The 24,752-nt window shown below is 35.3% G+C and carries 21 protein-coding genes and 2 pseudogenes; 5 read left to right on the forward strand and 18 right to left on the reverse strand.

Features of this window, described 5'->3' with window-relative positions; all coding sequences use genetic code 11:
• From CN288_RS08030 to treR, 15 genes and pseudogenes are all read right to left on the reverse strand, one after another.
• Window positions 1-482 (reverse strand): hypothetical protein (locus CN288_RS08030; RefSeq protein ID WP_141527936.1); only part of this gene is annotated, 482 nt, incomplete at its 3' end.
• 196 nt (window positions 483-678) lie between these two features.
• Window positions 679-1,218, reverse strand: coding sequence for a DUF3967 domain-containing protein (locus tag CN288_RS08035; protein WP_026593892.1), 540 nt, complete (start codon window positions 1,216-1,218; stop codon window positions 679-681).
• Between the two features lie 244 nt (window positions 1,219-1,462).
• The gene (locus CN288_RS08040) at window positions 1,463-1,843 is read right to left on the reverse strand and encodes an OsmC family protein (protein WP_026593893.1); all 381 of its coding nucleotides are present in this window, start codon (window positions 1,841-1,843) and stop codon (window positions 1,463-1,465) included.
• Window positions 1,821-3,245: an amino acid permease gene (locus CN288_RS08045; RefSeq protein WP_090692852.1), complete on the reverse strand. Its 1,425-nt coding sequence runs from the start codon at window positions 3,243-3,245 to the stop codon at window positions 1,821-1,823. The genes CN288_RS08040 and CN288_RS08045 overlap by 23 nt, the downstream gene beginning before the upstream one ends.
• A gap of 230 nt (window positions 3,246-3,475) precedes the next feature.
• Window positions 3,476-4,120 (reverse strand): amino acid ABC transporter permease, encoded by a 645-nt coding sequence (locus tag CN288_RS08050; RefSeq protein WP_026593895.1) that lies wholly within the window; start codon window positions 4,118-4,120, stop codon window positions 3,476-3,478.
• Window positions 4,121-4,777, reverse strand: coding sequence for an amino acid ABC transporter permease (locus tag CN288_RS08055; RefSeq protein ID WP_026593896.1), 657 nt, complete (start codon window positions 4,775-4,777; stop codon window positions 4,121-4,123).
• Window positions 4,778-4,843: 66 nt separating this feature from the next.
• Window positions 4,844-5,680: a glutamate ABC transporter substrate-binding protein gene (locus tag CN288_RS08060; RefSeq protein ID WP_026593897.1), complete on the reverse strand. Its 837-nt coding sequence runs from the start codon at window positions 5,678-5,680 to the stop codon at window positions 4,844-4,846.
• A 12-nt stretch (window positions 5,681-5,692) separates the two neighbouring features.
• A complete protein-coding gene (locus CN288_RS08065) occupies window positions 5,693-6,421 on the reverse strand; it encodes an amino acid ABC transporter ATP-binding protein (RefSeq protein ID WP_026593898.1) in 729 nt (242 codons plus the stop codon).
• 143 nt (window positions 6,422-6,564) lie between these two features.
• Window positions 6,565-8,025, reverse strand: coding sequence for an alanine/glycine:cation symporter family protein (locus tag CN288_RS08070; protein ID WP_026593899.1), 1,461 nt, complete (start codon window positions 8,023-8,025; stop codon window positions 6,565-6,567).
• Window positions 8,026-8,188: 163 nt separating this feature from the next.
• Entirely contained in the window at window positions 8,189-9,160 is a 972-nt protein-coding gene (locus CN288_RS08075; RefSeq protein ID WP_098302091.1) for a phosphotransferase enzyme family protein, read from the reverse strand.
• Window positions 9,161-9,424: 264 nt separating this feature from the next.
• Window positions 9,425-9,682 (reverse strand): annotated as a pseudogene (locus CN288_RS08080) (TasA family protein); the annotation flags it as partial.
• Window positions 9,682-11,221: pseudogene (locus tag CN288_RS29470) on the reverse strand (GAF domain-containing sensor histidine kinase); the annotation flags it as partial. The pseudogenes CN288_RS08080 and CN288_RS29470, both read right to left, overlap by 1 nt.
• Window positions 11,222-11,532: 311 nt before the next feature.
• Window positions 11,533-13,194 carry an alpha,alpha-phosphotrehalase gene (treC, locus tag CN288_RS08090; protein ID WP_098302093.1) on the reverse strand — a complete coding sequence of 554 codons (1,662 nt, stop codon included), beginning with the start codon at window positions 13,192-13,194 and terminating at the stop codon, window positions 11,533-11,535.
• 13 nt (window positions 13,195-13,207) lie between these two features.
• Window positions 13,208-14,635 carry a PTS system trehalose-specific EIIBC component gene (treP, locus tag CN288_RS08095; protein ID WP_098302094.1) on the reverse strand — a complete coding sequence of 476 codons (1,428 nt, stop codon included), beginning with the start codon at window positions 14,633-14,635 and terminating at the stop codon, window positions 13,208-13,210.
• A 134-nt stretch (window positions 14,636-14,769) separates the two neighbouring features.
• Window positions 14,770-15,480: a trehalose operon repressor gene (treR, locus tag CN288_RS08100; RefSeq protein ID WP_026593904.1), complete on the reverse strand. Its 711-nt coding sequence runs from the start codon at window positions 15,478-15,480 to the stop codon at window positions 14,770-14,772.
• 450 nt (window positions 15,481-15,930) lie between these two features.
• Between treR and CN288_RS08105 the strand changes: the two genes are divergently transcribed.
• The gene (locus CN288_RS08105; RefSeq protein ID WP_090692873.1) at window positions 15,931-17,355 is read left to right on the forward strand and encodes an amino acid permease; all 1,425 of its coding nucleotides are present in this window, start codon (window positions 15,931-15,933) and stop codon (window positions 17,353-17,355) included.
• Between the two features lie 172 nt (window positions 17,356-17,527).
• Here CN288_RS08105 and CN288_RS08110 read toward each other — a convergent pair whose 3' ends face one another.
• A complete protein-coding gene (locus CN288_RS08110) occupies window positions 17,528-17,866 on the reverse strand; it encodes a hypothetical protein (RefSeq protein ID WP_098302095.1) in 339 nt (112 codons plus the stop codon).
• Between the two features lie 338 nt (window positions 17,867-18,204).
• On the opposite strand from CN288_RS08110, the gene CN288_RS08115 reads away from it, so the two are divergent.
• From CN288_RS08115 to CN288_RS08125, 3 genes are all read left to right on the forward strand, one after another.
• Window positions 18,205-19,734, forward strand: a complete 1,530-nt coding sequence (locus CN288_RS08115) for a cardiolipin synthase (protein ID WP_098302096.1) — start codon at window positions 18,205-18,207, stop codon at window positions 19,732-19,734.
• A 153-nt stretch (window positions 19,735-19,887) separates the two neighbouring features.
• Entirely contained in the window at window positions 19,888-20,781 is an 894-nt protein-coding gene (locus CN288_RS08120; protein WP_026593908.1) for an ATP-binding protein, read from the forward strand.
• 3 nt (window positions 20,782-20,784) lie between these two features.
• Entirely contained in the window at window positions 20,785-22,665 is a 1,881-nt protein-coding gene (locus tag CN288_RS08125; RefSeq protein ID WP_090692882.1) for a vWA domain-containing protein, read from the forward strand.
• A 91-nt stretch (window positions 22,666-22,756) separates the two neighbouring features.
• On the opposite strand, the gene CN288_RS08130 is transcribed toward CN288_RS08125, so the two are convergent.
• Window positions 22,757-23,179 carry an NUDIX hydrolase gene (locus CN288_RS08130; protein WP_090692885.1) on the reverse strand — a complete coding sequence of 141 codons (423 nt, stop codon included), beginning with the start codon at window positions 23,177-23,179 and terminating at the stop codon, window positions 22,757-22,759.
• A gap of 215 nt (window positions 23,180-23,394) precedes the next feature.
• Here CN288_RS08130 and CN288_RS08135 point away from each other — a divergent pair, with 215 nt between their 5' ends.
• Window positions 23,395-23,673: a hypothetical protein gene (locus CN288_RS08135; RefSeq protein ID WP_035415677.1), complete on the forward strand. Its 279-nt coding sequence runs from the start codon at window positions 23,395-23,397 to the stop codon at window positions 23,671-23,673.
• 86 nt (window positions 23,674-23,759) lie between these two features.
• Here the strand turns inward: CN288_RS08135 and CN288_RS08140 are convergent, their stop codons facing one another.
• Window positions 23,760-24,725 (reverse strand): L-threonine 3-dehydrogenase, encoded by a 966-nt coding sequence (locus CN288_RS08140; protein WP_090692889.1) that lies wholly within the window; start codon window positions 24,723-24,725, stop codon window positions 23,760-23,762.
• Between the last annotated feature and the right edge of the window lie 27 nt (window positions 24,726-24,752).

Below are 24,752 nucleotides of genomic sequence, written 5' to 3' on the forward strand. Positions count from 1 at the left end.
CTAGCTTCGATCTGCTTTTCTTTTTCGTATGCCTCACTAACTTGTACTGGTTGTATTAAATTATTCATGTTGTTTAAAGTGTGATCATTGTCGCTGTCCTTTTTTCCTAACTTAACGAAAGTAGCTTCCTTGTGTACTTCAGTAGAAAAAATTTTTTCACTTGAATCTCTATAATTCTTATTTTGAGGTAAATCACTAGCATGATCTATCTCAATTGATTGTTTCGAAATATTACCTTCATCTTCTGAATTCGAGAGCTTCTCTTTTAGTGATTGATCAGAAACATTATTTGTAACTTTTACGTTGGAAAAATCGCTCTTACTGGATTTTTCAGAATTTTTATCCTCACGTACATCCGCTACATGATTATTAGACTTATTCGAATTTGTTTTCTTGTTTTGAAAACTAACGCATATGAATACTGCAACCAGCACAACAGTTAGCAAGAATATTAAGCGTTTTTGTTGTTTATTTTCTGTCATAAACTACTCCCAACGCTCAAATTTGAGCTTTCCTTTTTGTGCACAATATTTACCTTAATAAAATCGTCAAAAAAAGTCTAGCATTTTCAAAAAGAAAGGAAACATACGTGATTCCACTAAAAATAAAGTGAAACTTTAATCAGTCGAGGTTTTACTGTCCGCGAATAGCGAGATAAATATGTATATAAATGTGATTTCAGTTCTTTTCAAAAAAGAAAGTTTTCCACCAAGGTTTCTTTTTTGATTTTGCTATTTCTCTTTTTACATTTTGCATCTCTCTAAGTAACTGTGTTAATGTACGATCTCTTTCTTCTATTGCGATACGCTCTTTTTGTTCTAAATGCTCATTTAATTTTTGATGTAGTTTACTTATCTCTTTACTTTGCTCCCGAATCATTTTCATAAGATTTTGATGAACATTATTTTCTTTTTCTAAATGTTTATGTATTCCTAATAATACAGGGTCCTCATTACATGTACTCTCTTTGACTATCATCGCCGTGGAATTGCTACAAACTTTGTTCAAAATCCCTTTAATTTCTTCTTTATTCTTTCCTTGTTTATAGCATTGTCTAACCTCTTGTAGTGTAGAAATACATGTTTCATGAAATATATAAACGCCTTCTTCGTTACGCATATTTAAATATGACTGATAATCTTCTACATAGCGCTTTACCGTTTGAATAGGTATAGATGTATTTCGAGAAATTTCTCGAAGTGTAAACCATTTCCCCATGCCTTCTCACCTTTTCAATTAATTTATTACACTAAGATAAAAATAGATTATATCATTTATTCATAATGTTAGTAATAAACTAATGAAGGTGTTGTAAAACTATATATACAAGTAAAAAAAACACAAACGTCAAGTAACTCCAAAATATACAATAAAGGTTGATTTTAGAGTTACTTGACGTTTACTTCACTTTATACGATCTTATTCTCAATTTCTTCTGACTTTACATACCACTCACAAAAGTTCATTCACCCATTAACTCAACTGTTTCCGTAATTTTTATACTATCCTTCACAGATTGAGCAATCGTACAATTCTTCACCGCAAGCTCTAACGCTTTCTCTAACTGTATCTGTGTAATCCCTTCTGCTTTTACTTTATAGTACAAATGAACACTTTCTACCGGTCTTGATAAAACTTCACTTCTTCCAATTTCAGTTTCAATTGTAAACGTATCATATGTAATACGCTTCTTTTCTAGAATTGTCCGAAATACAATTGCACTGCATCCTGCAATAGAAGAAACTAGTAATTCTAACGGTGTATATCCACTTTCTTTTCCAATAGACAATTGACCATGTGAAAGTTCTGCCTCAATATCATCATGCTTGATTGTTAGTTTCATACGTTGTGCCCATCTCCACTTTCGTAATTTGCTGTCGCTTCTTACTCATATAATAATACACGTAGCAGAAAATGATAAATGGAATACCACAATATAATGCCATGCGCTGTTCTGGAATAAACGCTAAACTAATCACAACGATACTATTTGTAATTAACGCTAAAATTGGGACAATTGGATATAGCGGTGTTCTATATTTTAAGTCCTCTAATTTCCCGCCACCCTTTACGTACTGGCTTCTAAAGCGAAGTTGTGACAATGCAATGATAATCCAACTTGCAACTGCAGATAAACCAGCAACAGATAATAAGTACATATATACTGTATCCTCTGCCAAAAAGCTCGTTAGTAAAGATAGTGCCGCTACCGCAATTGTAACTACTAATGCCATAATCGGAATACCGCGTTTATTTACCTTTTTGAAGGAAGTTGGTGCCATTCCCTCATTTGCAAGTGACCATAGTATACGCGTTGCTGCATATAATCCTGAATTTGCTACAGACAATAAAGCAGTGATAATAACAAAGTTCATAATATCTGCTGCATATGGAATGCCGATCTTATCAAATACAACAACGAACGGGCTTTCAATAACCCCTGCATCTTTCCATGAAATTAAACCTACTAAAATCGTCATCGTTAAAATAAAGAACAACATAATACGCCATACTGTATTACGAATAGCACGTGGAATTGTTTTTTCTGGTTCTTGACTCTCCCCTGCTGCAATCCCAATTAACTCTGTACCTTGGAACGAGAAGTTAACTGTAATCATAGTAAGAAGTACCGCTGCAAGTCCATTTGGGAACAATCCGCCATCACTCACAAAGTTAGAAAAAAGAGGTGCTGCTTCTTTTCCGTCATATGGCAAGAAACCAAATAACGCACTACCACCAAGAACAATAAATGCAATAATTGTAATAACTTTAATACTTGAGAACCAAAATTCTAATTCCGCATAACTCTTTGCTGAAATAGCATTGGCCATATATAAAATAACTCCAAATACAAGACACCATACCCAAACATCTACATTTGGAAACCATCTTTTCATCATTAAACCGATCGATGTCAGCTCTAAGCCAACTGTAACTGCCCATCCAAGCCAGTAAAGCCATCCAATCATAAATCCTGTCCCCGGGCCGATAAACTTCGTCGCATATTTCTGGAAAGAACCAGAAACTGGCATCGCTACTGTTAGCTCACCGAGGCAAAGCATTGTTAAATACATAATAAATCCACCGACTAAATAAGAAAGAATTGCTCCTCCTGGTCCTGCTTGGTTAATAGTATAGCCTGATCCAAGAAAAAAACCTGTTCCGATTACCCCTCCAAGTGCAATCATAAATAAATGTCTACTCTTCATCGTGCGATGTAATTTCTCGTTCGTTGTTTGCTGCATCGTAATCCTCCCCTATAACTACCCTCTATCTCTTTTTAAAATTTTCTGATAACAAAAATATACACGAAAGCGGTTACAATTTCTATATAAAATTAAAACTTTTCTGATAAAATATATATTTTTTTATCTAAATTATAATTACACCCATAAAAAAAACAAATATCTTCCAAATCATAGCTCCTATACTATGTAAAAAATAAAAAACTCTTACATCTCATTTCATGTAAGAGTTAACGACTTTCCAATTTTCTAGATACAATTGATAAACTGTAATTGACAACAAAATACATAAACGCAACAAGTATTAATGTAGGAATCATATAATTTACGTTCTGTCCATTTATAATTTGGGCGTTATGCATAAGTTCTGGTAATGAGATCACAACCGCTAGTGATGTATCTTTTAATAAAGAGATAAATTGACTAACGAGCGGTGGTACCATACGTCGCAAAGCTTGTGGCAAAATAATATGCCAAAGTGTTTGTACGTATGATAATCCAGAGGCACGTGCTGCTTCAATTTGTCCTTTTTCAATCGATAATAAACCGCTTCGTACAATTTCTGATATCATCGCTGCTTCAAATATTGTTAAAGCAACAATGGCTGCCGTTTTAATCTCTAATTTCAGTCCAGCTTCTGGAAGCGCAAAATACGTAAAGAAGATGATTAAAAGTAATGGTAAATTACGAATGATTTCAACGATAAATCCTAATAAATGTGATACGACTGGGATTCTTGTATATCGCAGCGTCCCTACTACACTACCAATAATAAAACTAAGCAAAATTGCTACAACAGCTATTTCTAACGTAACAAGTAGTCCTTTTAATAAAAATAAGACATGATCGCCTGTATAAGCACCTCGAAAATCCATTTACACCGCTCCTTTCGCTAAGCGTTTCTCAAAGTAACGCACAAGCATACTAAGCGGTACAGTCAATAGTAAATAAAACATACCAACAAATATATATACATCGAATGTAACAAATGTTCTTGTTGAAATTAAATCCCCTTGATACATCAAATCTGCTCCGGCAATAATGCCAAGGATAGATGAGTTCTTTACTAAATTGAGAAACTGATTACCTAATGGTGGAATTACTATTTTAATAGCTTGTGGTAAAACGACATAATACATCGCTTGCACGTACGTTAGGCCCGAAGAACGCGCTGCTTCCATCTGTCCTTTGGGAACTGACAAGATTCCAGCTCGAATTGCTTCTGCAATAAACGCTGCTGTATAGATTGTAAGTGCGGCCGTCCCAGCAATAAACCCATTTAATGTAACACCCATTACTGGAAAAGCAAAATAAAATACAAATGCAATTAAAACAAGTGGAATATTCCGAATGAATTCTACATAAGCTGCGCCAAACCAATTCAAAACTCGAATGGGTGCAATTCGCATCACTGCCATAATCGTACCGAGAATAAAACTCCCAATCAGTGCAACAATGCTAGACATCACTGTATATTTAAATCCTTCTAAATACAAATCAAGATTGTTTGTAAGAATAGAAAAATCAGGCAAATGCTCCCCCCTCTTTCTTTACAAGAAGAGGATGAGTATCTCTCATCCTCTTACTCTTTCTATACTTTACTTCTCTGGTTTTTCACCAATCCATTTTTCATATAATTTATCGTATTCACCGTTTGCTTTCATCTCTTTTAACAAATCATTAATTACCTTTGTTAAATCAGTTGCTCCTTTTTGAACAGCAATTCCATACGGTTCATCCGTGAAAATCTTTCCAACAACTTGATAATTTGCATCTTGTTTTGCCATGCCGTATAAAATAGCGTTATCCGTTGTAAGGACATCCCCTTTTCCTGCTTTTAATGCTGTAAATGCCTCACTATAATTTTCAAATTCTAGTACTTTCGCCTCTGGGGACTTTTTACGAATATTTTGCGTAGAAGTTGATCCTTTTACCGCCAATACTGTCACACCACTTTTCACATCATCAATACTCTTAATCTTGCTTCCTTTTTTTACAAGTAATGACTGCCCTGCTTTAAAATATACATCTGAAAAATCAACTTCTTTTTTACGCTCTTCTGTAATTGTCATCGTTGCGATAATCGCATCAATATCACCGTTTTTCAACATTGGAATACGCGTTTTAGAAGTTACCTCTTTTAATTCTAATTTACTCTCGTCTCCGAGAATTTTTTTCGCAAGCGCTTTTGCTACATCAACATCAAATCCTTCTACCTTCCCTGTTGCAGGATCTTTTAATCCAAATAAGTTTGTATCATTCTTAACCCCAACTACTAATTTCCCACGCTTTTTAATTTGATCTACCACTTTTCCGCCTGAAGTTTCTTTAGAAACTTCTTTGGACGTTTCCTTCTTACTCCCGCAACCTGCTATGATAAGAGCAAATAAGCATGAAAATACAATTAAAACGAACAGTTTCTTCATTTTAAACATAAAACCCCTCCTCTAATGATTTAACACTCGGCTTAAAAACAATCGTGCTCTTTCTTGCTTTGGATTTGCAAAGAAGTCTACTGGCTTTGTATCTTCAATGATTTGCCCTTCATCCATGAATATAATGCGGTCTGCTACTTCACGTGCAAATCCCATTTCATGAGTGACGACAACCATCGTCATCCCTTCCTTTGCTAGGGTTTTCATTACATCAAGCACTTCTCCAATCATTTCTGGATCAAGTGCAGAAGTTGGCTCATCGAATAACATGATTTCTGGTTTCATCGCTAATCCCCTTGCAATCGCTACCCGTTGCTGTTGTCCACCAGATAATTGCTGCGGATACACATTCGCTTTCTCTGGAATTCCCACTTTTTCTAAATAATACATTGCTGTTTTTTCCGCTTCTTCTTTTGAAGTCTTATTCACTTTTATTGGTGCAAGTGTAATATTTTGGAGCACTGTTTTGTGTGGATATAAATAAAAATGTTGAAACACCATTCCAATATTCCGGCGTAACTCATTCATATCTGTTTTCGGATTATGTACTTCAACATCTTGTACTACTAAGTCTCCTTCTGTGATTGTTTCCAATTGGTTAATGCAGCGAAGTAATGTACTTTTTCCAGATCCCGATGGTCCTACGATTACAACTACTTCTCCTTTTTGGACTTGTAAATTAATATTTTTCAAAACTTGAAAGTTACCATAAAACTTGTTTACATTACGAAAAGCAATCAATCTTTTTCCCCCTTTCTGACCCAATTATTAATAAAGTGAAGCTTACCTGATTCAAATTTTATTCGGCCATGCAAATAGAAATTCCCATTATTTGAACAATAACGGACAGATACACTCCACTTTATTGTTTTGCAAATACTCTATTATGACACTTCTTCTTTCTTATCTTTTCCGTATTCGTGTTCCCAGAAATCCGCATTTTTGATTCCTAGCTCCTTTGGGTCAAATACAGGATCTTTTCCTTCTTTTTTCTGTTTTTCATAGTCTTTCAGTGCTAGCAGTGCCGGTTTTTGTAAAAGTATGATTGCAATGATATTGACCCATGCCATAATCCCTACACCGATATCTCCAAGCGCCCAAGCTGTTGCTGCTGTTTTGACACAGCCGTAGAATACAACACCTAAGAAAACAATTTTTAAAACAAGTGACATCCATGGACGATCCTTATCACGATTTAAATAGGCAATATTCGTTTCTGCAATGTAGTAATACGCCATAATCGTTGTAAAAGCAAAGAATAATAGAGAAATTGCAACAAAACCATTTCCAAATCCAGGAAACACAGATTCTACTGCAGCTTGTGTATATCCAGGACCTGGTTCTACACCATTCAGTTTATTCACAATGAAATTTTTTCCGCTTGCATCAAATACGTTATACATGCCTGTAATAATCATCATAAATGCTGTTGCTGAACAAACGAATAATGTATCAATGTAAACGGAAAAAGCTTGCACAAGGCCTTGCTTTGCTGGATGAGATACTTCAGCAGCTGCAGCCGCATGTGCCCCAGTTCCTTGACCAGCTTCATTCGAATAAATACCACGTTTTACTCCCCAAGAAATCGCTAAACCAATAATTCCTCCAAACGCAGCATCTAAGGCAAATGCACTTTTTAAAATCAACATGAATGCTTCTGGCAACTTTTCGATATTCATAGCTACAATTACACAAGCAACAAGAATATATCCAGCTGCCATAAACGGTACAACAACTTGAGCTACATTAACAATTCGCTTAACTCCACCAAAAATAATAAGTGCTAATACAACAACTAATACTGCTCCTGAAACAGATGTATTAATACCAAAAGCTGTTTCTAAACTCAAAGCAATACTATTTGCTTGAACACCTGGAAGTAGCATCCCTGTTGCAAGAATTGTAGCAGCGACAAACACAAGTGCATACCACTTAACCCCTAAGCCTTTTTCAATGTAATAAGCTGGACCACCACGAAATTGCCCTTGATGCTTCGTTTTATATATTTGAGCAAGTGTTGATTCCACATAAGCAGAGCCTGCCCCTAAAAACGCCACAGCCCACATCCAAAAGACAGCCCCTGGACCACCAAAAGCAATCGCTGTTGCTACACCAGCAATATTCCCCGTTCCAACGCGCCCTGATAGAGAAAGTGCTAACGCTTGGAAAGAAGAGACACCCGCTTCCGATTTTTCCCCTTGAAATGTCAGTCTTACCATTTCACCTGCATGCCTAACTTGTAAAAATCTCGTTCGTATTGAAAAATATAAACCTACTCCTAAACATAAATAAACAAGTGCGGGACTCCATACAATATTATTTAGCCAAGTAACAAAGGACTCCAATCCATTCCCCCTCCTTTTATTTTATAAAGAATATTCAGAATATATAAAAATTATAAATGTATCTATAGTCTATGACAATATTATTTTGATAAAACAAACATATTTTTGTATAAAAAAACAAAGTATATATTCGATATATATACTTTGTTACGTTACATGTGTATTATATATTCACAATGGCTTCCTGCTTTATAATCCTTACATAAAGCGCTTCTGCTAGTTCTTGGAAATATACTGGCATTTCTTTTCCTTTGAATTTTTTCTGAATCGTACCATATAAACCGATATCACGAAGACGTAAAAATAGTGGTAGTGATTCATACCAACTTTCTTCTAATTGATGTTCCAATTCATATCCTTTTCTTAATACTTGTAATTGTTTACGTACAAACAATGTTTTCTCTTGTTCAGTCCATGCATTTGAAAGAACAGAATAATAAATAACCATCGCTAAATCATGAATAAAATAATTATACGTTGCATCATCAAAATCAAAAATTGTCAATTCTTTCCCATCATAATGGAAATTCCCTTGATGAATATCGCCGTGCATAAGTCCAAAAGTTCCCTTTTCTATCGGAAGCATCTTTATTTTATCAATTAATGCATATGCAATCTTTTTTACTTGTCTATCTTCTAGCTCATTAATAATCGCTTTCTCCTCTACTTCCCAGGTATCACGATATTCCGTTTTTGGATAATCAATTGTAAGACGATGCAGTTGACCAATCGCTTTTCCCCATGCTTCAAAAAAATCATCGCCCCAATACACTGATGTTTCTCCTTTTACTCTCTCTCCTTTGGCATATGTAAAAAGAGAAGTATAAAAGATAGTTCCATCTGCTGCTTGTATCCCTTCTACAAGTTTTTTAGATATTGAACAATGTGGCGCAGCAACCTTAGCTCCGTTCTCTGCAAGATACCGTAAAAAGTCTAACTCTGCTTCCACCTGTTTTTTAAATCGATGAGAAGAGTGCGTTAATCTTAATACGTAAGATTCCCCGCTTTCATGCTTTGCATGAAAAATATAGTTTTCAAAATCACCAAGTGGTGTTTCTTCCACTGTAACGTTAAATCGTCTTGCAGCTTCCTCCAAAATTTCAGTTGTAAAAACTCTCTCTACAGCTATTTCCATATGTATTCCTCCTTTATGTATCCTTATATTTAATTCGATAGGAATATGAAAAAATACTGCTATGATGATTAAAAAACTCAAACTCTATCTGACAACAAAAAACAGATTGATTTATCAAATCAATCTGTACAATATTTGAAAGAAATTATCCAAAAAATGTTTAAATTATAGCTAAAGATATAACGCTATCACCTTATCCTTGTATAAGTACGAGAATCTTTATATTTACCTATCCTCACCTTCTGTCTGCATTGAGTTGAATGTCTAGTTCAATTTCAATGCATCTCCTTGGAACATATTTTGATCTTCACCGTTATCTACAAATGTGAACATGACATAGAATGTGTCATCATCACCAGGAGCAAGTCCATCTCCTTCTCGATCTACAACACCTTTTTGCACAAGGTCAAGTACATTTCCATTTTGCGTAGCTTTCTTCAACTCAGACAATGTAGTAGACCGTACAGGCACTGTATTTTTGTCCAAGTTCCATAAGAAATCGACGCGGATGTGATCACCAAAATGACCCTTTCTTTAGAAAAACTGAGTGTGCGAGAATGTCCTCTTTCATGGTATCTAATGTCTAGTTCATATTCTTGTTTTACAGATTTTATTTTACTTGCTATTGCTTGCTTGAGCCCTAATTGTTGTGTTGGATATGGCTTTAAAGCATAAATAGAATAGCGAACTTCGCTTAAACTCCCTCTTAATTTTCTTATACTTTTCTCCACTACTTGCTGCATATCAGTTGGTTTATCACGGTATTTTTTCTGAGCTGATTCTAGTTGAAATATCACCCCGGCCAATGCTTGTGCTATACCATCATGAATTTCGCGTGCAATTCGATTTCTTTCTTCTAAAATCATCCTTTTTTCTTGTTCGGAAATAAGTATTCTCGTTTTAACTATGTTAGCTAATTGATTAGAAAAAGTTTCTAATAGCTGCACGTCTTCTAGAAAAAAGCCAGAACTTCTACTTTTTCCCGTAACAAACATTCCGATTAACTCATCATTTACAATAAGAGGAAAATAAACAAGAGAGCGTATAACGTCCTCAAACACTCCATCTCCCGGTGCTGTACCAATTTTCCAATTATTAAAAACGATATTTTTAGTTATCCCTTCAAACTTTTCTGCATAATTAGAATAATCAGTTATTTTTTCCTTCAACTTGCCATCTTTCAACTGAATACTCCATCCATCTTCGCCTTTTGTCCATAATACATATGCTTGTATCCCTAGAAATCCTTTAAGTGATTTTTTTATATGTTGCAGATTTCCATCAGATCATCCACGGCTTATTTCGGTCGTAATAAGAAAGAATTCATACAATCTTTCTTTTTCCATCCGTACTCGTGCAGAAAATGAACTAATAATAGAAATTGCCACAAGCGGAAAGAAGAAGAAAAAAAATACAATTTCATTCATTTCTAAACGATATTGCGTACCTAATATATGCATAAGAGCAGCATAGAATAAACAAAAACTTTCACAAAGAAATACTGATATGTTTTTTTGATTCCATCGACGCAACGAATATGGCTGAGGAAGGAGTACTATTAATAAATCATAAAAAAGGTTGTTGAAAAAACAAAAGAATATGCTAAACAACAGTAAAAGTATTAATTTTTCATATAAAACTGCCATATTCATCCCACTCGTCAACAAAAGCATACATTTGCTAGAAAACCATTCTGCTAGTATAAGGCTAAGAGCATGCTGAGTACTATTAAAAAAGTATCCTTTCTACCGGCGAACGGCGGAGTAAGTGGATAATTAATGTAACAAACACAAGAGAGAGCACAGTTATATGTGTGCCAAACAACAAAAGCATAGAATAAATGATTGGAAAGCTAAGTGAGCTTACTCCCCTCCAGAATCGTACAGGAAAATACTCAGTAATCCCCATAAATAGTATTAACAATACTATTATCGTTCGATGAGAAGGGATTTTAATTTCAAGTAAAGATATAGTTATAGTAATCAAACCAAGAAAAGAAATAAAATAAAGATAAAAACTAGCAACTTTTTCTCTCATAGAAATAGAATCTACATCTTTCAAAACAGTCCCTTCTTTCTTTGTAAAAATATATTTTCTCTATTATCCAACAAAAAACCGGCACTGGCAAAATGGAAAAACCTCCACTAGCCAATCACCGGCTGTGTACGAAACCTAAAAAGGCAAGACACAATACTAGTATAAATCACTTTCCATAAATTCCCTATTAATCAAATGATGTAATTGTACATATCATTGGACGTAATCTCTATAGTACAAAAGGTATATATGAATGGTGTAATTTACTCCTGAAGTAGCGGTGTTTTAAATTAATAAGAGGTTGGATGCTATTAGCATCCAACCTCTTATTCCAATTATTTAGTAAATCGATACACAATAGATTCATATGGTCTAAGTACAAGGTTTCTAATATCTTCACCTGAATCCTCATAATTTGATATTAATATTTCTTGCTTTATTTCGTTTCCTATAACTTTGTCTGGTACAGAATATACAATTGTTTCTTCATAAAAATTATTGACAACGAGTAGCATTTCATCTTCTAGCTCACGTGTATATACCCATACATTTGGGTGGTTTGCATCTATAATTGCATATTTACCATTTGTAATAACATTATATTTCTTTCTAAGTTCAATTAGCTTTTTATAGTGATAGAAAATAGATTGTTTATCTTCAAGTGCCTTTTCCACATTAATTTCTTTATAATTCTCTGCAACAGAAATCCACGGTGTATTTGTTGTAAAGCCAGCATTTTCTTCTGTATTCCACTGCATAGGCGTACGCGAATTATCACGAGATTTTTGCTGCAAAATGCCAATGATTTCTTCATCTGACATTCCTTTTTCCTGCTTCATTTCATAAATATTTAAAGATTCCACATCACGATATAAATCTATATTATCAAACTCTGGATTTGTCATCCCAATTTCTTCACCTTGATAAATATAAGGTGTTCCTTGTAACATATGCAGCGCAGTAGCTAACATTTTTGCTGATTCGTTTCTATATTTTTTATCATTACCAAAACGCGATACGATGCGCGGTTGATCATGATTACACCAAAATAATGCGTTCCATCCTCCACCATCTTGCATCTCAGTTTGCCACTTCGACATAATTTCTTTTAATTGACCGAAATTGAAATCTGCTCTTGTCCATTTCTCTCCATTTGGATAATCTACCTTTAAATGATGAAAACTAAATGTCATACTTAATTCCCTACGCCCTGGATCCGAATACTTAATACAATTCTCAATTGTTGTAGAGGACATCTCTCCAACTGTAATCACATCTTTTCCTTCAAACACTTCGTAATTCATCTCTTGTAAATATTTATGAACACGCGGTCCATCTGTATAATATTTACGTCCGTCGCTTGTAGCCGCTGTTCCTTCGTCATCTAAAAATCGTTGATCTTTCGAAATTAAGTTAATTACATCAAGACGGAATCCTTTAACCCCTTTTTCAAGCCAAAAGCGCATCATCTCGTATACTTCTTTTCGTAGTTGTTCATTTTCCCAATTTAAATCAGCCTGTGTTTTATCAAATAGATGCAAATAATATTGCTTTGTTTTCTCATCATACTCCCAAGCGGAGCCGCCAAACTTAGACTGCCAATTATTCTTTTCATCGCGCCATATATAAAAATCACGGTACGGGCTATTTTTATTTTCACTCGCTTCTTTGAACCATTTATGCTCCGTTGAACTATGATTTACAACGATATCAAGCATAATATCAATCTCATGTTTTCTCGCTTCTGCTAGTAATTCTTCAAATTCCTCCATCGTTCCATAAGATGGATCTATTGAATAATAGTCGCTCACATCATAGCCATTATCATTTTGCGGTGAACGGTAAATTGGTGTTAACCAAATATAATCAATACCTAGTTCTTTTAAATAACCTAATTTCTCTGTTACACCTTTTATATCGCCTGTTTCTGTATTGTAATAGCTATTAAAGCTTTTGGGATAAATTTGATAGACAACGCTTTTATGCCAATCTTTCATGCTCCCCTGCCTCCTACTTCTGTTTTACTCGTTTTCCAAATAACCATGTTAAAACAAATGGAATCACTATCGCAATTACCATACCAACCACAAACATTGGAATCGATTTCGGAATGATAGAAATAAATGCTGGTAATCCGCCAATTCCAATTGCTGGTGCTAATACCCCATTTAACGTGATAAATACTGCTGCAACTGCCGATCCTGTAATAGCTGCATAAAACGGAAATTTATTTCTTAAATTCACCCCAAACATCGCTGGCTCTGTAATACCGAAGTATGCTGAAATCGCCGATGTTGACGCCATACTTTTATCATTTTGATTTTTAGAAATCCAAAACATTGCAAGCGCTGCACTACCTTGTGCGAGGTTAGAAAGTGCAATCATTGGCCAAATAAATGTGCCACCATTTTGCGCGATTAACTGTAAATCAATTGCAATAAACATATGATGCATACCCGTAATAACTAACGGTGCATACAATGCGCCAAATAATACTGCGCCAAGTACAGGAACTGTTTCATATACGCCAACTAAGCCAGCTGTTAATAAATCACCGATATGACGTGTAACTGGGCCAATAACTCCTAACGCTAATACACCAGTTACAACAATTGTTGTAATCGGAACAACTAATAATTGAATCGCATTTGGTACACGTTTCTTAAGAAAAATCTCAACTTTACTTAAAACAAATGCCGCTACTAATATCGGTAAAATTTGTCCTTGGTAACCTACTTTTTCAATTTGGAATAATCCTAAAATATTGAAGTACTCTATTTTTTGTCCATCTAGGCCTGCTGCTGCTTTTCCATAATTCCATGCATTTAATAAATCAGGATGTACAAGCATTAACCCCATAACAATACCCAGTATCGGGCTGCCGCCAAACCGTTTCGTCGCTGACCAACCAACAAGTGCTGGTAAAAATACGAATGCCGTATTCGCCATCATATTAATTAAATCCCATAGTCCACCTAAGTTTGGATATACCTCCAATAAGTTCTTTCCATCAAAAAATAAATCCTTAGCGCCTAATAAATTATTAACACCCATCAATAAACCAGCTGTAACAATTGCTGGTAAAATCGGCATAAATACATCAGAAAATATTTTGACAAACTTTTGCATTGGATTTAATTTTTGATTCCCCGAATCCTTTACATCCGCTACTGTCGATTCCTCCATACCTGCAAGCGTTATCAATTCTGCGTATACTCGATCTACATCTCCTGGGCCAATAACAATTTGAAATACACCAGCGTTATGAAATACACCTTTCACTAATGAAACCGCTTGTAATTTATCGTTATCTATTTTACTTTCATCCTTCAGTGCAATACGTAATCTCGTTACACAATGCGCTGCTTGGTCAATATTTTCTTTCCCACCGATATATTGCAACACTTGTTCTGCTGTCTTACGATAATCCTTCCCCATACTCCGTCCCTCTTTTCTTTTTTTGATACCGTTTACAAATACATATTAACTCGTATNNATACGAGTTAATATGTATTTTTTATTTGTTCTCAAAATATACAAAAAAAGATGAAACACTGTACGGTTTCATCTTTTTATTTTCTCCGCGCCACATCAGAAAAATGAAAAATATCAAGTCGGTGACGTGATTCTGTATATTCAAATTGACTACCATCATAAAGATGCGTAAAATTTTTCACAACAACAACATAGTCAGTTCCATTTAAATCTAAATACTTTCTATCGTCATCTGTACAAGGTTGCACTTCAATAACACGCTGTGAATAACTAATATGTAATCCTAATTCTTTCTCAATATATTTATAAATCGATTTCTCAGCTATTTCCTTTGTTAACTCTGGAATATGTTCAGATACAAAATAATTCACATCTAAGATTACCTTTTCTCCGTCAATATTTCGAACACGTTTAATATGATCTATCTTCGTTCTCGTTTTTACATTCAATAATTTTGCTAGCTCTTTCGTCGCTAAGATTTTCTCCATCTCTACTACATTTGTTATACATTGGCGCCCTAATCGTTCATTTTCCTCCTGAAAACTCACAATACCTCCAAAGTTAAATTCAATGTTTTTTCGTTTTAAAACAAAAACACCTTTACCATGTATTTTCTGTACGTATCCACGTTCCTGCAATAAATCAACAGCTTTTCTTACCGTCCCACGGCTCGCTTCATACTGCTTCATCAATTCTGTTTCAGATGGGATTTTGCACCCCTCTGTTAACTTGCGATTATCAATTGAATCACTTATCTCCGTATAAATCTGTTCATACTTACTCATCATTTTGAATAACCCCTCGTCACCTTCTATTTCTACTTGTATTATAGCATGACAGAAATTCATGCCAATCTCTTACTTATTTTCCAGCACAAGAAATATCTATATAAATATTTAGTCACCAATGCGCATTTTTATAATTTTTTTCAGATTTCTCTTTTCATTCCAAAAAACATGTAGTATACTAACTTCAAAATCAGAGGAGAAAGGGAGCAAAGAACTATGCTTATGAATACAACTGTAGTTACATTTGCACAAAAACATCATCATCATACTTAACCCTTGAAACCTAGCGGAAAAATTACGCGTAGGTACAAGGGTTATTCCCGTTGTACCTACGTTAGGCAAAAAGAGCCATGTAGGTATTTTTTATCTACATGGCTCTTTTTTATTTTCAAAAAACGTTAGTAAAAAGATGATGAATAAGCAAAACTACTACAAAGGAGATAGCCAAACATGGAAACGAAAAAATGGGGTTTATGGATTTTAACAGCATTTGTTGTTGGAAATATGGTTGGAGGCGGCGTATTTATGCTTCCATCGAATTTAGCGCAAGTATCAGGACCAATGGGATCAACACTTGCATGGACAATTACAGGACTTGGTGTATTTATGATTGCTCTTGTATTTGGTAACCTTGCAGTTCGTAAACCGGAATTAAAAGCTGGTCCACAAAGTTATGCACAAGCAATGTTCACCTCGCAAAAGGCCGGTAAGGTTGCTGGATATAGTATGGCATGGGGATACTGGGCTGCTAACTGGGCTGCAACTGCTTCTGTTATTATTTCATTTGCAGGATACCTATCTACATTCTTCCCAGTTTTACAAAGTAAGCAAGTTCTTTTTTCGCTAAACGGATTTTCATTAGAACTCGGAAAAGGATTAACATTTGCTGTATGTAGCATTATGCTATGGGGCATTCAATATATTCTTTCTCAAAATATTGATCGTGCAGGTAACATGAACCTACTTGCAACAATCGCAAAAATTATCGGATTTACAATGTTCATTGTCATCACACTATTTATTTTTAATGCTTCTAATTTTGGCGATGGGCAAACATTTATGAACGAGGCTGGAAAGGCAATTCCATTAGGTGGTCAAGTAAATGCTGCTGCCATTGCAACACTTTGGGCATTTATAGGGATTGAATCAGCAGTTATGCTATCCAACCGTGCAAAGTCTCAGCGTGATGTGAAAAAGGCAACAATTTTCGGGTTAATCATTGCCCTTCTTATTTACATGTCAATTACTTTACTAACAATGGGTGCCCTTCCGCAAGATGCTTTAAAAGATTCTCAAAAACCGTTAGTAGATGCTTTAAACCTAGCAATCGGTAATAAAGGTGCTTACATCATGGCACTGCTTGCACTTGTATCATTATTCGGATCTACCGTTGGCTGGATTGTTGTAAGTTCAGAAGTTCCTTATCAAGCAGCAAAGAACGGACTTTTCCCAAAATTCTTTGGAAAAACAAACAAAAAAGGCAGTCCGTCAAAATCATTGCTTGTTACAAATATTATGACGCAAATTTTCCTGTTCTCAACAATATCTGGCACGGTTTCAGAAGCTTATAATTTTGCCATTGTTGTTGCAACTTTAGCTTATTTAATTCCATACCTTGTTTCCACTCTATACCAATTAAAACTTGTTGTTACAGGAGAAACATACGATATAACACCAGGCTCTCGAATAAAAGATGGAATCATTACCGTACTTGCACTCGGATACTCTATTTGGGTAATTAAAACAGGAACAGCTGATCTGAAAACATTTTTCTTAGGCATTGGATTATTTATATTAGGACTCATTCTTTACCCAATTCTTATGAAAAATTCAGCATCATCCATGGCAAAGCAACAAAATACGAAAATTAGCTAATCCCAAAAGCTGTTAACTACAATTTATCTAAAAAATAAGTTGTTAGTTAACAGCTTTTTTTAATCAGTCGCATCTAAAGTTCCGCTTACTTACGAATTAGATTAGCTATACGCACGATTGCCTTAACTACTAAAAAACAGATTACAATAGTCTGTTTTTTATCACTTATTTATTAATAACCCCCATATGGATATTGTGTTGGATACGGCATTGGATATGTTGTTGGGTATGGTGTAGGGACCGGCATTGGATATGGTGCTGGATACGGCGCCGGATAATAGCCTCCGCCGCTCGTTAATGCTCCAGCTGTTAGTCCGCCTAGCATCCCGCCCGCAAAACTTCCAACTGGGGCAAATGTGCCTCCTCCCCATCCCCAACTACTACCGCCGCCATGGTGATGATAGCCTCCGTGATTATGGCCTCCGTGGTGATTATGGTGATGATAACCTCCATGATTGTGACCTCCGTGGTGATTATGGTGATGTCCACTATGGTTCCGCATCTCATTCATTTTATCTTCATCTCCCTTTGTTCTAATTATTCACTACCATAAACCTGACAAATATAGAAATTATAAGTAGTCCTCACTCTCCTCCTTCCATCAATATGGGCTATATGAATAGTATGGATAGCCATATCAACCAAATGGACGACTGATTCTATGCATATCATTCAAACTCCTTTTCATATAAAAACGTAATAATATACGCTATGTGGGACAAATGTGGAAGGCATGAGCAAAATATCTATGTTGGTACAAAAAAATAAAACGTTTATAATAGAAATGTTAGAAGACTGCTTCCATATAAGAAGCATATATTTAAGAAAGAATAGGTGAAATTTATACAGATGAAAAAACCCATCGTTCAGTTATTGTTTGTATTTATCATTATATCGATTGTGCTTTTCCTTTTAGATACATCCAATATTTCACTATATACTTTTATTGGTGCTTTATGGTCTATTACAATTATCGGAATTTCTTTCGTAATTTTCATTGAAAATCGTTCCCCACAAAGCACATTAGCATGGTTTTTAGTATTGGCTCTTCTCCCTATTATCGGTGTACTTCTATACTCTATTTTTGGCCGCAGTCGCTGGAGAAGAAAAAAACATCTCCACCGTTCAGAAGAGCAGCGAAAATTGTTCCGTGAAATATTAGAAGGCAGACGTGAAGATATATTAGCCATATCTTCCCTAAGTGAACACTCAACACATTTAACAAAAGTGGTGCAAAAATTTGGAGGCGGCCCTGTTGCCGATGCAACAACCACAAAACTTTTAACTAACGGTGAACAAACATTTCCAGAAATTTTACAAGCGATTGAACAGGCGAAGCACCATATACATATTCAATACTACATTTATCGAGCTGATGAAATTGGTACACAAATTCGAGACGCTTTAATAAAAAAAGCAAATTCCGGTGTAATTGTACGCTTCCTTTATGATGGACTCGGAAGCAATACGTTGCGAAAACGCTTCTTACAGCCTATGAAAGATGCTGGAATTGAAATTGTGGAATTCGATCCTATATTCTCAGCGTGGCTACTTGAAACAGTCAATTATCGTAACCATCGTAAAATCATCATTATCGACGGAGAAATTGGTTTTACCGGCGGACTCAACGTTGGTGATGAGTATCTTGGTCGTTCTAAAAAATTCCCAATTTGGCGTGACAGTCACTTACGAATAGATGGGAAAGCATTGTACAAATTACAAGCAATATTTCTTGAGGATTGGCTCTATGCCTCTAGTGGTTTAAATACATATTCTTGGGATCAATTTATGAATACAAAATACTTTCCTGGCAAAGAAATTTCTGATGCAGAAGGTGCTGTTCAAATTGTAGCAAGTGGACCAAGTTCAGATGATACAAGCATTCGCAATACGTTACTTGCTGTTATAGCTTCTGCTAAGAAATCAATTTGGATTGCGACACCCTACTTCATTCCTGATCAAGAAACATTAACATTACTTCGTTTAAGTGCACTGGCTGGAATAGATGTCCGCATTCTATATCCGGGTAAAAGTGATAGTATCATTAGTGATCAAGCATCTCAATCATACTTTACACCACTCCTAAAAGCAGGAGCTTCAATTTACAGCTATAAAGATGGTTTTATGCACGCTAAAATTGTACTCGTTGATGATACAATTGCAACAATTGGCACGGCAAATATGGATGTCCGCAGCTTTGAACTAAATTATGAAATCATTAGCGTACTTTATGAATCCAAAACAGTTCTTGATATTAAACATGATTTTGAAGAAGATTTTAACCATTCCACTGAAATTAGATGGAAGTCATTCCAAAAAAGAAGTATTAAAAAACGAATACTAGAATCTCTAATGCGTCTAATTTCCCCTTTACTATAAATATGAAAAAAGTAATCAAAGTAAATTTGGTTACTTTTTTCTTTTATAATGTCGTACTCTTCTCCCCTCTCCTTTTCTTTGCATACCATATTAAAACAAGTTATCATAAGATGTATTGTTTACTTTATGAAAATAATGTTAGGTGGGAAATACATGTTAGAACAATTTCATATACATGCTGATTTAAAACAGCAATTAGCAACAATTCACGAAAAAAATAAACAAGTAGTTGGTGAAAATGCACATTTAATCGGAACAAAAATGTACAAAGCATCGGATAACAGCATTATTGAAGATGCAATTACAGCCCTTCTGCTTGGCAAAAATATTTTATTAAAAGGACCAACTGGAAGTGGAAAAACCGTTCTTGCAGAAACGCTATCTTCCTTATTCCAAAAACCAATGCACAGTATTAACTGTTCTGTCGATTTAGATGTCGAGGGTATTTTAGGATATAATACTTTAAAAACAAAAGACGGAGCATCTGAAGTTTCCTTCGTTGATGGTCCTCTTATGAAAGCGATGAAAAATGGACACTTCCTATATATCGATGAAATTAATATGGCAAAACCGGAAACACTTCCTCTTCTTCATGGTGCATTAGATTACCGTAAAATGATCACAAACCCATTTACACAACAAGTTGTATATGGTGATGAAGAATACCGTGTAATCGCTGCAATCAACGAAGGTTACGTTGGAACAAGCGAACTAAATGAAGCATTAAAAAATCGATTTGTTATCATTGAAGTTCCTTATATTCAAGGTAATACATTAAAACAACTATTATTATCTGAATCAAAATTGAAAGACATTGCAACAATTGAAAAGTTTGTTGCATTCGCAAGTGACCTCATGCCACTTGCCCGTGACGGACGCGTAAGTGAAGAAGCAGCAAGTATTCGTGGTATTATTGACGCATGTGACTTAGGTGTATATATTCCTGTTATACGTGCAATTGAGCGAAGCATTATTGCAAAATTAAATGATGAAACAGAACAAATGACTGTCCGTGAATTAGCAGAAAGCTATTTCTTTGAGGGATAATTCATGAGACAAATTTTTAGTGACAAAAAAATTGATGCGTCGCTGTTTCTTCAAATGGAAAATTTAATGTATGCTCTTCTAAAAGAAGATGATGCTTACTTAGAGTATGGCTATAAGGCATATTACGACGAAATCGAAAAGAAAGTTGTCATCAGTCACTTTTGGGATGATCGTAAAGAAGAGGATATGGTAATCGGCTTAAAAAGCGAAGTGTTTTTAAAGGCACTTGGTAATAAACATTACTCAGACATGAAGCTCATTCGTTCTTATGCAATTGAATTGCAAGATTCTCCTCTTAAAAAATTTTTAACACAATTATTTGTTCTGTTAGAAGATTTACGCGTAGAGGAAATTGTCAAAAACTTACGTCCTGGTACAAAACACATTTTTAAAAGACGTAAAGAGATGTACCGTAATTACTTCGGTTCACAAAATGAAATCAACCGTGTTCGTAACTATCATGGAGACCGTCTATTTTGTCTATGCTATCTTTCTTTAACAAGCGATAAATACGAAATGTTTCACAACGAATATTTTGAGCAAATTGAAGCTATTTTACATGAAACATTTCAAGCTCGTAATACAGAAGATACAATGTATATCATTGAAAAAATTCGCTATCGCTTAGAAGGTTTTCTTGAAAATGATATGATTAACAACTACTTTGGACACGCACCGCTATATTTATCTGTTATTGCCGAAGAAAAAGATGGGCGCGTCGAAGATTTAGCAAATGATGATACTCAAATCGTAGATGATGAGAATAAAAATAAAATTAATGAAAGCTTCTCGACATGGCATCGTGAAAATAAAAATAACGAAAACGAGAACTTTTTACGCTTTGAATTAGAAAGCGGAACAAAAACAAATATGATGGGTGATACTGCTCGTGAATCAGAAGATGGCGATCAAGCACTTGGTTCTGTACAGGGGACTTCTCAAAAAAGTACGCAATCAAACTTCGATCAGGCAGATGCGCAAGATGCGAAAGCTTCACACGCTTCTAGTCAAAATGAAGGCATATACGGTAAATATAACGTCGGTGCCTCTCATACATTTAAAGAAGCACGCAAGCCAAATCCTGATGATAAAAAAGATTATCAAGCGATCAAATCAGTCATTAATAAAGATGTAAAAGAGTTAAAGAAAATCATTGAGAAGACGATCGAAAATAAAACCAACGCAAATAGTGATAAATATTACGGAAGACTTCGTAAAAAATTCCTTCGTATTTATACAGAAAAGCAACCGCGGATGTTTTATAAAAAAGGGCAGGAATCACAAGAGCTTGATGTTGCCTTTCAGCTATTAGTAGACTGCTCGGGCTCTATGTATAACAAAATGGAAGAAACGAAAAAAAGTGTTGTTCTGTTCCATGAAGCGTTAAAGTCATTGAAAATTCCACATGCAATTAGCGGATTTTGGGAAGATGCTTCTAGTGCGACACCAGAAGATAAACCAAACGTGATTCATGAAGTAGTAACATACAAGAATTCAACCCTTCCAAACGTTGGACCTGAGATTATGCAACTTCGCGAAGAAGAAGACAATCGTGACGGTTACATTATCCGTATCGTTTCAGAAAAACTTGCAAAAAGACCAGAGAAACATAAGTTCCTACTCGTATTTACAGACGGTGAACCATCTGCTTTAGACTACCAACAAGATGGTATTTTAGACACACATGAAGCTGTTAAACTCGCTCGTAAAAGCGGTATGGAAGTTATCGGTATCTTTATCGAAGAAGGCGAAGCGAAAGAAGCGACATATCAGTTAATGAAAAATATTTACAATCATCATTTCCTAGTTGCCAATCATGCTGAAGATTTACGATTGAAGATTAAGCCGTTATTGAAGAAATTATTACTGAAGACGATTGAATAGCAAACAGGGTCCTATATGGGCCCTGTTTTTTAGTCGTTATTTGTTGAGCAGTCGATGTTCTCCTTTCGAATTGCCGATAAAATTCCATTTACTATTTTGTTTCTTTTTGAAATTTATATGGAATAGATGTTTTTAATAACGATTCAATTCCCCCATCATAATATGGAAACCGCTCGTTTGCCGCTTTCATATCAACCCATTCTATTGCCGAAATTTCATCCACATCCTGTACATCAATATCCCCATCTATCACATTGGCGTGAAAAGTAATCAACAATGCATGGTTGCCTACGTCAGTAAAAAACTTTTCGTTTATTGCTGCAATCCCCTGTATCTCTACAGTTAAACCGGTTTCTTCCTTTGCCTCTCTTACAGCTGCAGCTTCTAATGTTTCTTCTTTTTCCACTGCGCCTCCTGGCAATGACCAAACATCTTGTTCTACATTATGTACCATTAATACTTGATCTCGTGCCTTATTATAAATAAGTGCATATACAACATCGACTCTTTTCATATGTGTTTCCCCCTATTGTACTTTTTACATATCTAATCCTGATTCAATTTCCGATAAAGTGAAACTTTAATCAGTGGTGTTTTCTTCATCCCCTACTAATTATCAGCCTGTTCCCCACGTATCTTCCTTATCCCTCTTTCTGAATAATGAAAAATTCATAGAAATCTTTTTGGGTATATTAAGGAAGAAGTCTACTATCAAATATATTTGAAAGGATGTTTCATTTGTCCCCAAAAAAGGATGAACAATATACGGATGTTACAGTTGCTGAAGCAAGACATGAATTTGTCATTCCCGAAGAGTTTCCTGATGGGCCTTACGGTTCCTCCACTAACAGAAAGTTAGGAAAATCGTCTCCTTGGGAGGATGATCAAAAAACACATAAGGCATTTAGTTACGAATATGAAAAACCTTATGAAGAAACAAAGCAGCAATATCCTGAGGCTAGCACCGAACCAAGAAGTGTAGATACGAATAAGGTAAAATCTATATAACGAGAAAACTTATTTCTTCCTCAGACTAAGTTTAAGTATGTTGAAAAAAAGAGCCGATTCAAAGAATTGAATCGACTCTTTTTTCATTAACTAAGCACTAACTCAGCTGTTAACTTTTTTTTTAATTTCGCCAGCATATCAGCTGTCATTTTATCTAAATCATACTCCGCTTTAAAGCCCCACTCTTCTTTCGCTGCGGTTGCATCGATTGAATTCGGCCAGCTGTTTGCGATTGTTTGACGAGCTGGATCTACAGCGTAATCTATTGTAAACGTCGGAATATGCTTACGGATTGCTGCTGCGATTTGCTCTGGCTCGAAACTCATTGCAGTAATATTAAAAGCGTTACGGTGTATTAACTTACTTGGCTCTGCTTCCATTAAAGAAACAATTGCTTGCAGTGCATCTGGCATATACATCATATCCATGTAGGTGCCTTCCGCAATGTAAGAGGTGTAGGTACCTTTTTTAATTGCTTCATAATAAATTTCAACTGCATAATCAGTTGTACCGCCTCCTGGAGGAGCTACATAAGAAATTAAGCCTGGGAAACGTACACCGCGCGTATCAACGCCAAATTTTTGATGATAATAATCACATAATAATTCTCCTGCTACTTTGTTTACTCCATACATCGTAGTAGGGCGTTGGATTGTATCTTGTGGTGTATTATCTTTTGGCGTTGTTGGACCAAATGCGCCAATAGAACTTGGCGTGAAAAATTTACAGTCTAGTTCACGTGCTGCTTCTAATGCATTTACAAGTCCACCCATATTTAAATTCCAAGCGAATAGCGGATTTTTTTCTGCAGTTGCTGAAAGTAAAGCTGCTAAATGAATAATTGTATCCACTTCATTACGTTTCGCAATGTCGTGTAGTTTTTGACCATCAGTTACATCTAATGTTTCAAATGGACCAGACTTTACCACTTCACTGTCCGTTTCACGAATATCTGTTGCAATAATGTTTGATGCGCCGTATACATCACGAAGTTTCATCACAAGCTCAGAACCAATTTGTCCTAAAGAACCGGTTACTAGAATTTTTTTCATTTTCTCCACTCCTCATTTGCAAGCTTT

Origin of the sequence: Bacillus sp. AFS023182 (genome assembly GCF_002560575.1) — a bacterium.
GTDB classification, from domain to species: domain Bacteria; phylum Bacillota; class Bacilli; order Bacillales; family Bacillaceae_G; genus Bacillus_A; species Bacillus_A arachidis.

Excerpts from the sequence above, each read along its gene's own strand:
- CN288_RS08035 (WP_026593892.1), bottom strand. The coding sequence starts at position 1,218 with ATGGGGAAATGGTTTACACTTCGAGAAATTTCTCGAAATACATCTATA.
- CN288_RS08040 (WP_026593893.1), bottom strand. The coding sequence starts at position 1,843 with ATGAAACTAACAATCAAGCATGATGATATTGAGGCAGAACTTTCACAT.
- CN288_RS08045 (WP_090692852.1), bottom strand. The coding sequence starts at position 3,245 with ATGCAGCAAACAACGAACGAGAAATTACATCGCACGATGAAGAGTAGA.
- CN288_RS08050 (WP_026593895.1), bottom strand. The coding sequence starts at position 4,120 with ATGGATTTTCGAGGTGCTTATACAGGCGATCATGTCTTATTTTTATTA.
- CN288_RS08060 (WP_026593897.1), bottom strand. The coding sequence starts at position 5,680 with ATGTTTAAAATGAAGAAACTGTTCGTTTTAATTGTATTTTCATGCTTA.
- CN288_RS08075 (WP_098302091.1), bottom strand. The coding sequence starts at position 9,160 with ATGGAAATAGCTGTAGAGAGAGTTTTTACAACTGAAATTTTGGAGGAA.
- treC (WP_098302093.1), bottom strand. The coding sequence starts at position 13,194 with ATGAAAGATTGGCATAAAAGCGTTGTCTATCAAATTTATCCCAAAAGC.
- treP (WP_098302094.1), bottom strand. The coding sequence starts at position 14,635 with ATGGGGAAGGATTATCGTAAGACAGCAGAACAAGTGTTGCAATATATC.
- treR (WP_026593904.1), bottom strand. The coding sequence starts at position 15,480 with ATGATGAGTAAGTATGAACAGATTTATACGGAGATAAGTGATTCAATT.
- CN288_RS08105 (WP_090692873.1), top strand. The coding sequence starts at position 15,931 with ATGGAAACGAAAAAATGGGGTTTATGGATTTTAACAGCATTTGTTGTT.
- CN288_RS08110 (WP_098302095.1), bottom strand. The coding sequence starts at position 17,866 with ATGAATGAGATGCGGAACCATAGTGGACATCACCATAATCACCACGGA.
- CN288_RS08115 (WP_098302096.1), top strand. The coding sequence starts at position 18,205 with ATGAAAAAACCCATCGTTCAGTTATTGTTTGTATTTATCATTATATCG.
- CN288_RS08120 (WP_026593908.1), top strand. The coding sequence starts at position 19,888 with ATGTTAGAACAATTTCATATACATGCTGATTTAAAACAGCAATTAGCA.
- CN288_RS08125 (WP_090692882.1), top strand. The coding sequence starts at position 20,785 with ATGAGACAAATTTTTAGTGACAAAAAAATTGATGCGTCGCTGTTTCTT.
- CN288_RS08130 (WP_090692885.1), bottom strand. The coding sequence starts at position 23,179 with ATGAAAAGAGTCGATGTTGTATATGCACTTATTTATAATAAGGCACGA.
- CN288_RS08135 (WP_035415677.1), top strand. The coding sequence starts at position 23,395 with ATGTTTCATTTGTCCCCAAAAAAGGATGAACAATATACGGATGTTACA.
- CN288_RS08140 (WP_090692889.1), bottom strand. The coding sequence starts at position 24,725 with ATGAAAAAAATTCTAGTAACCGGTTCTTTAGGACAAATTGGTTCTGAG.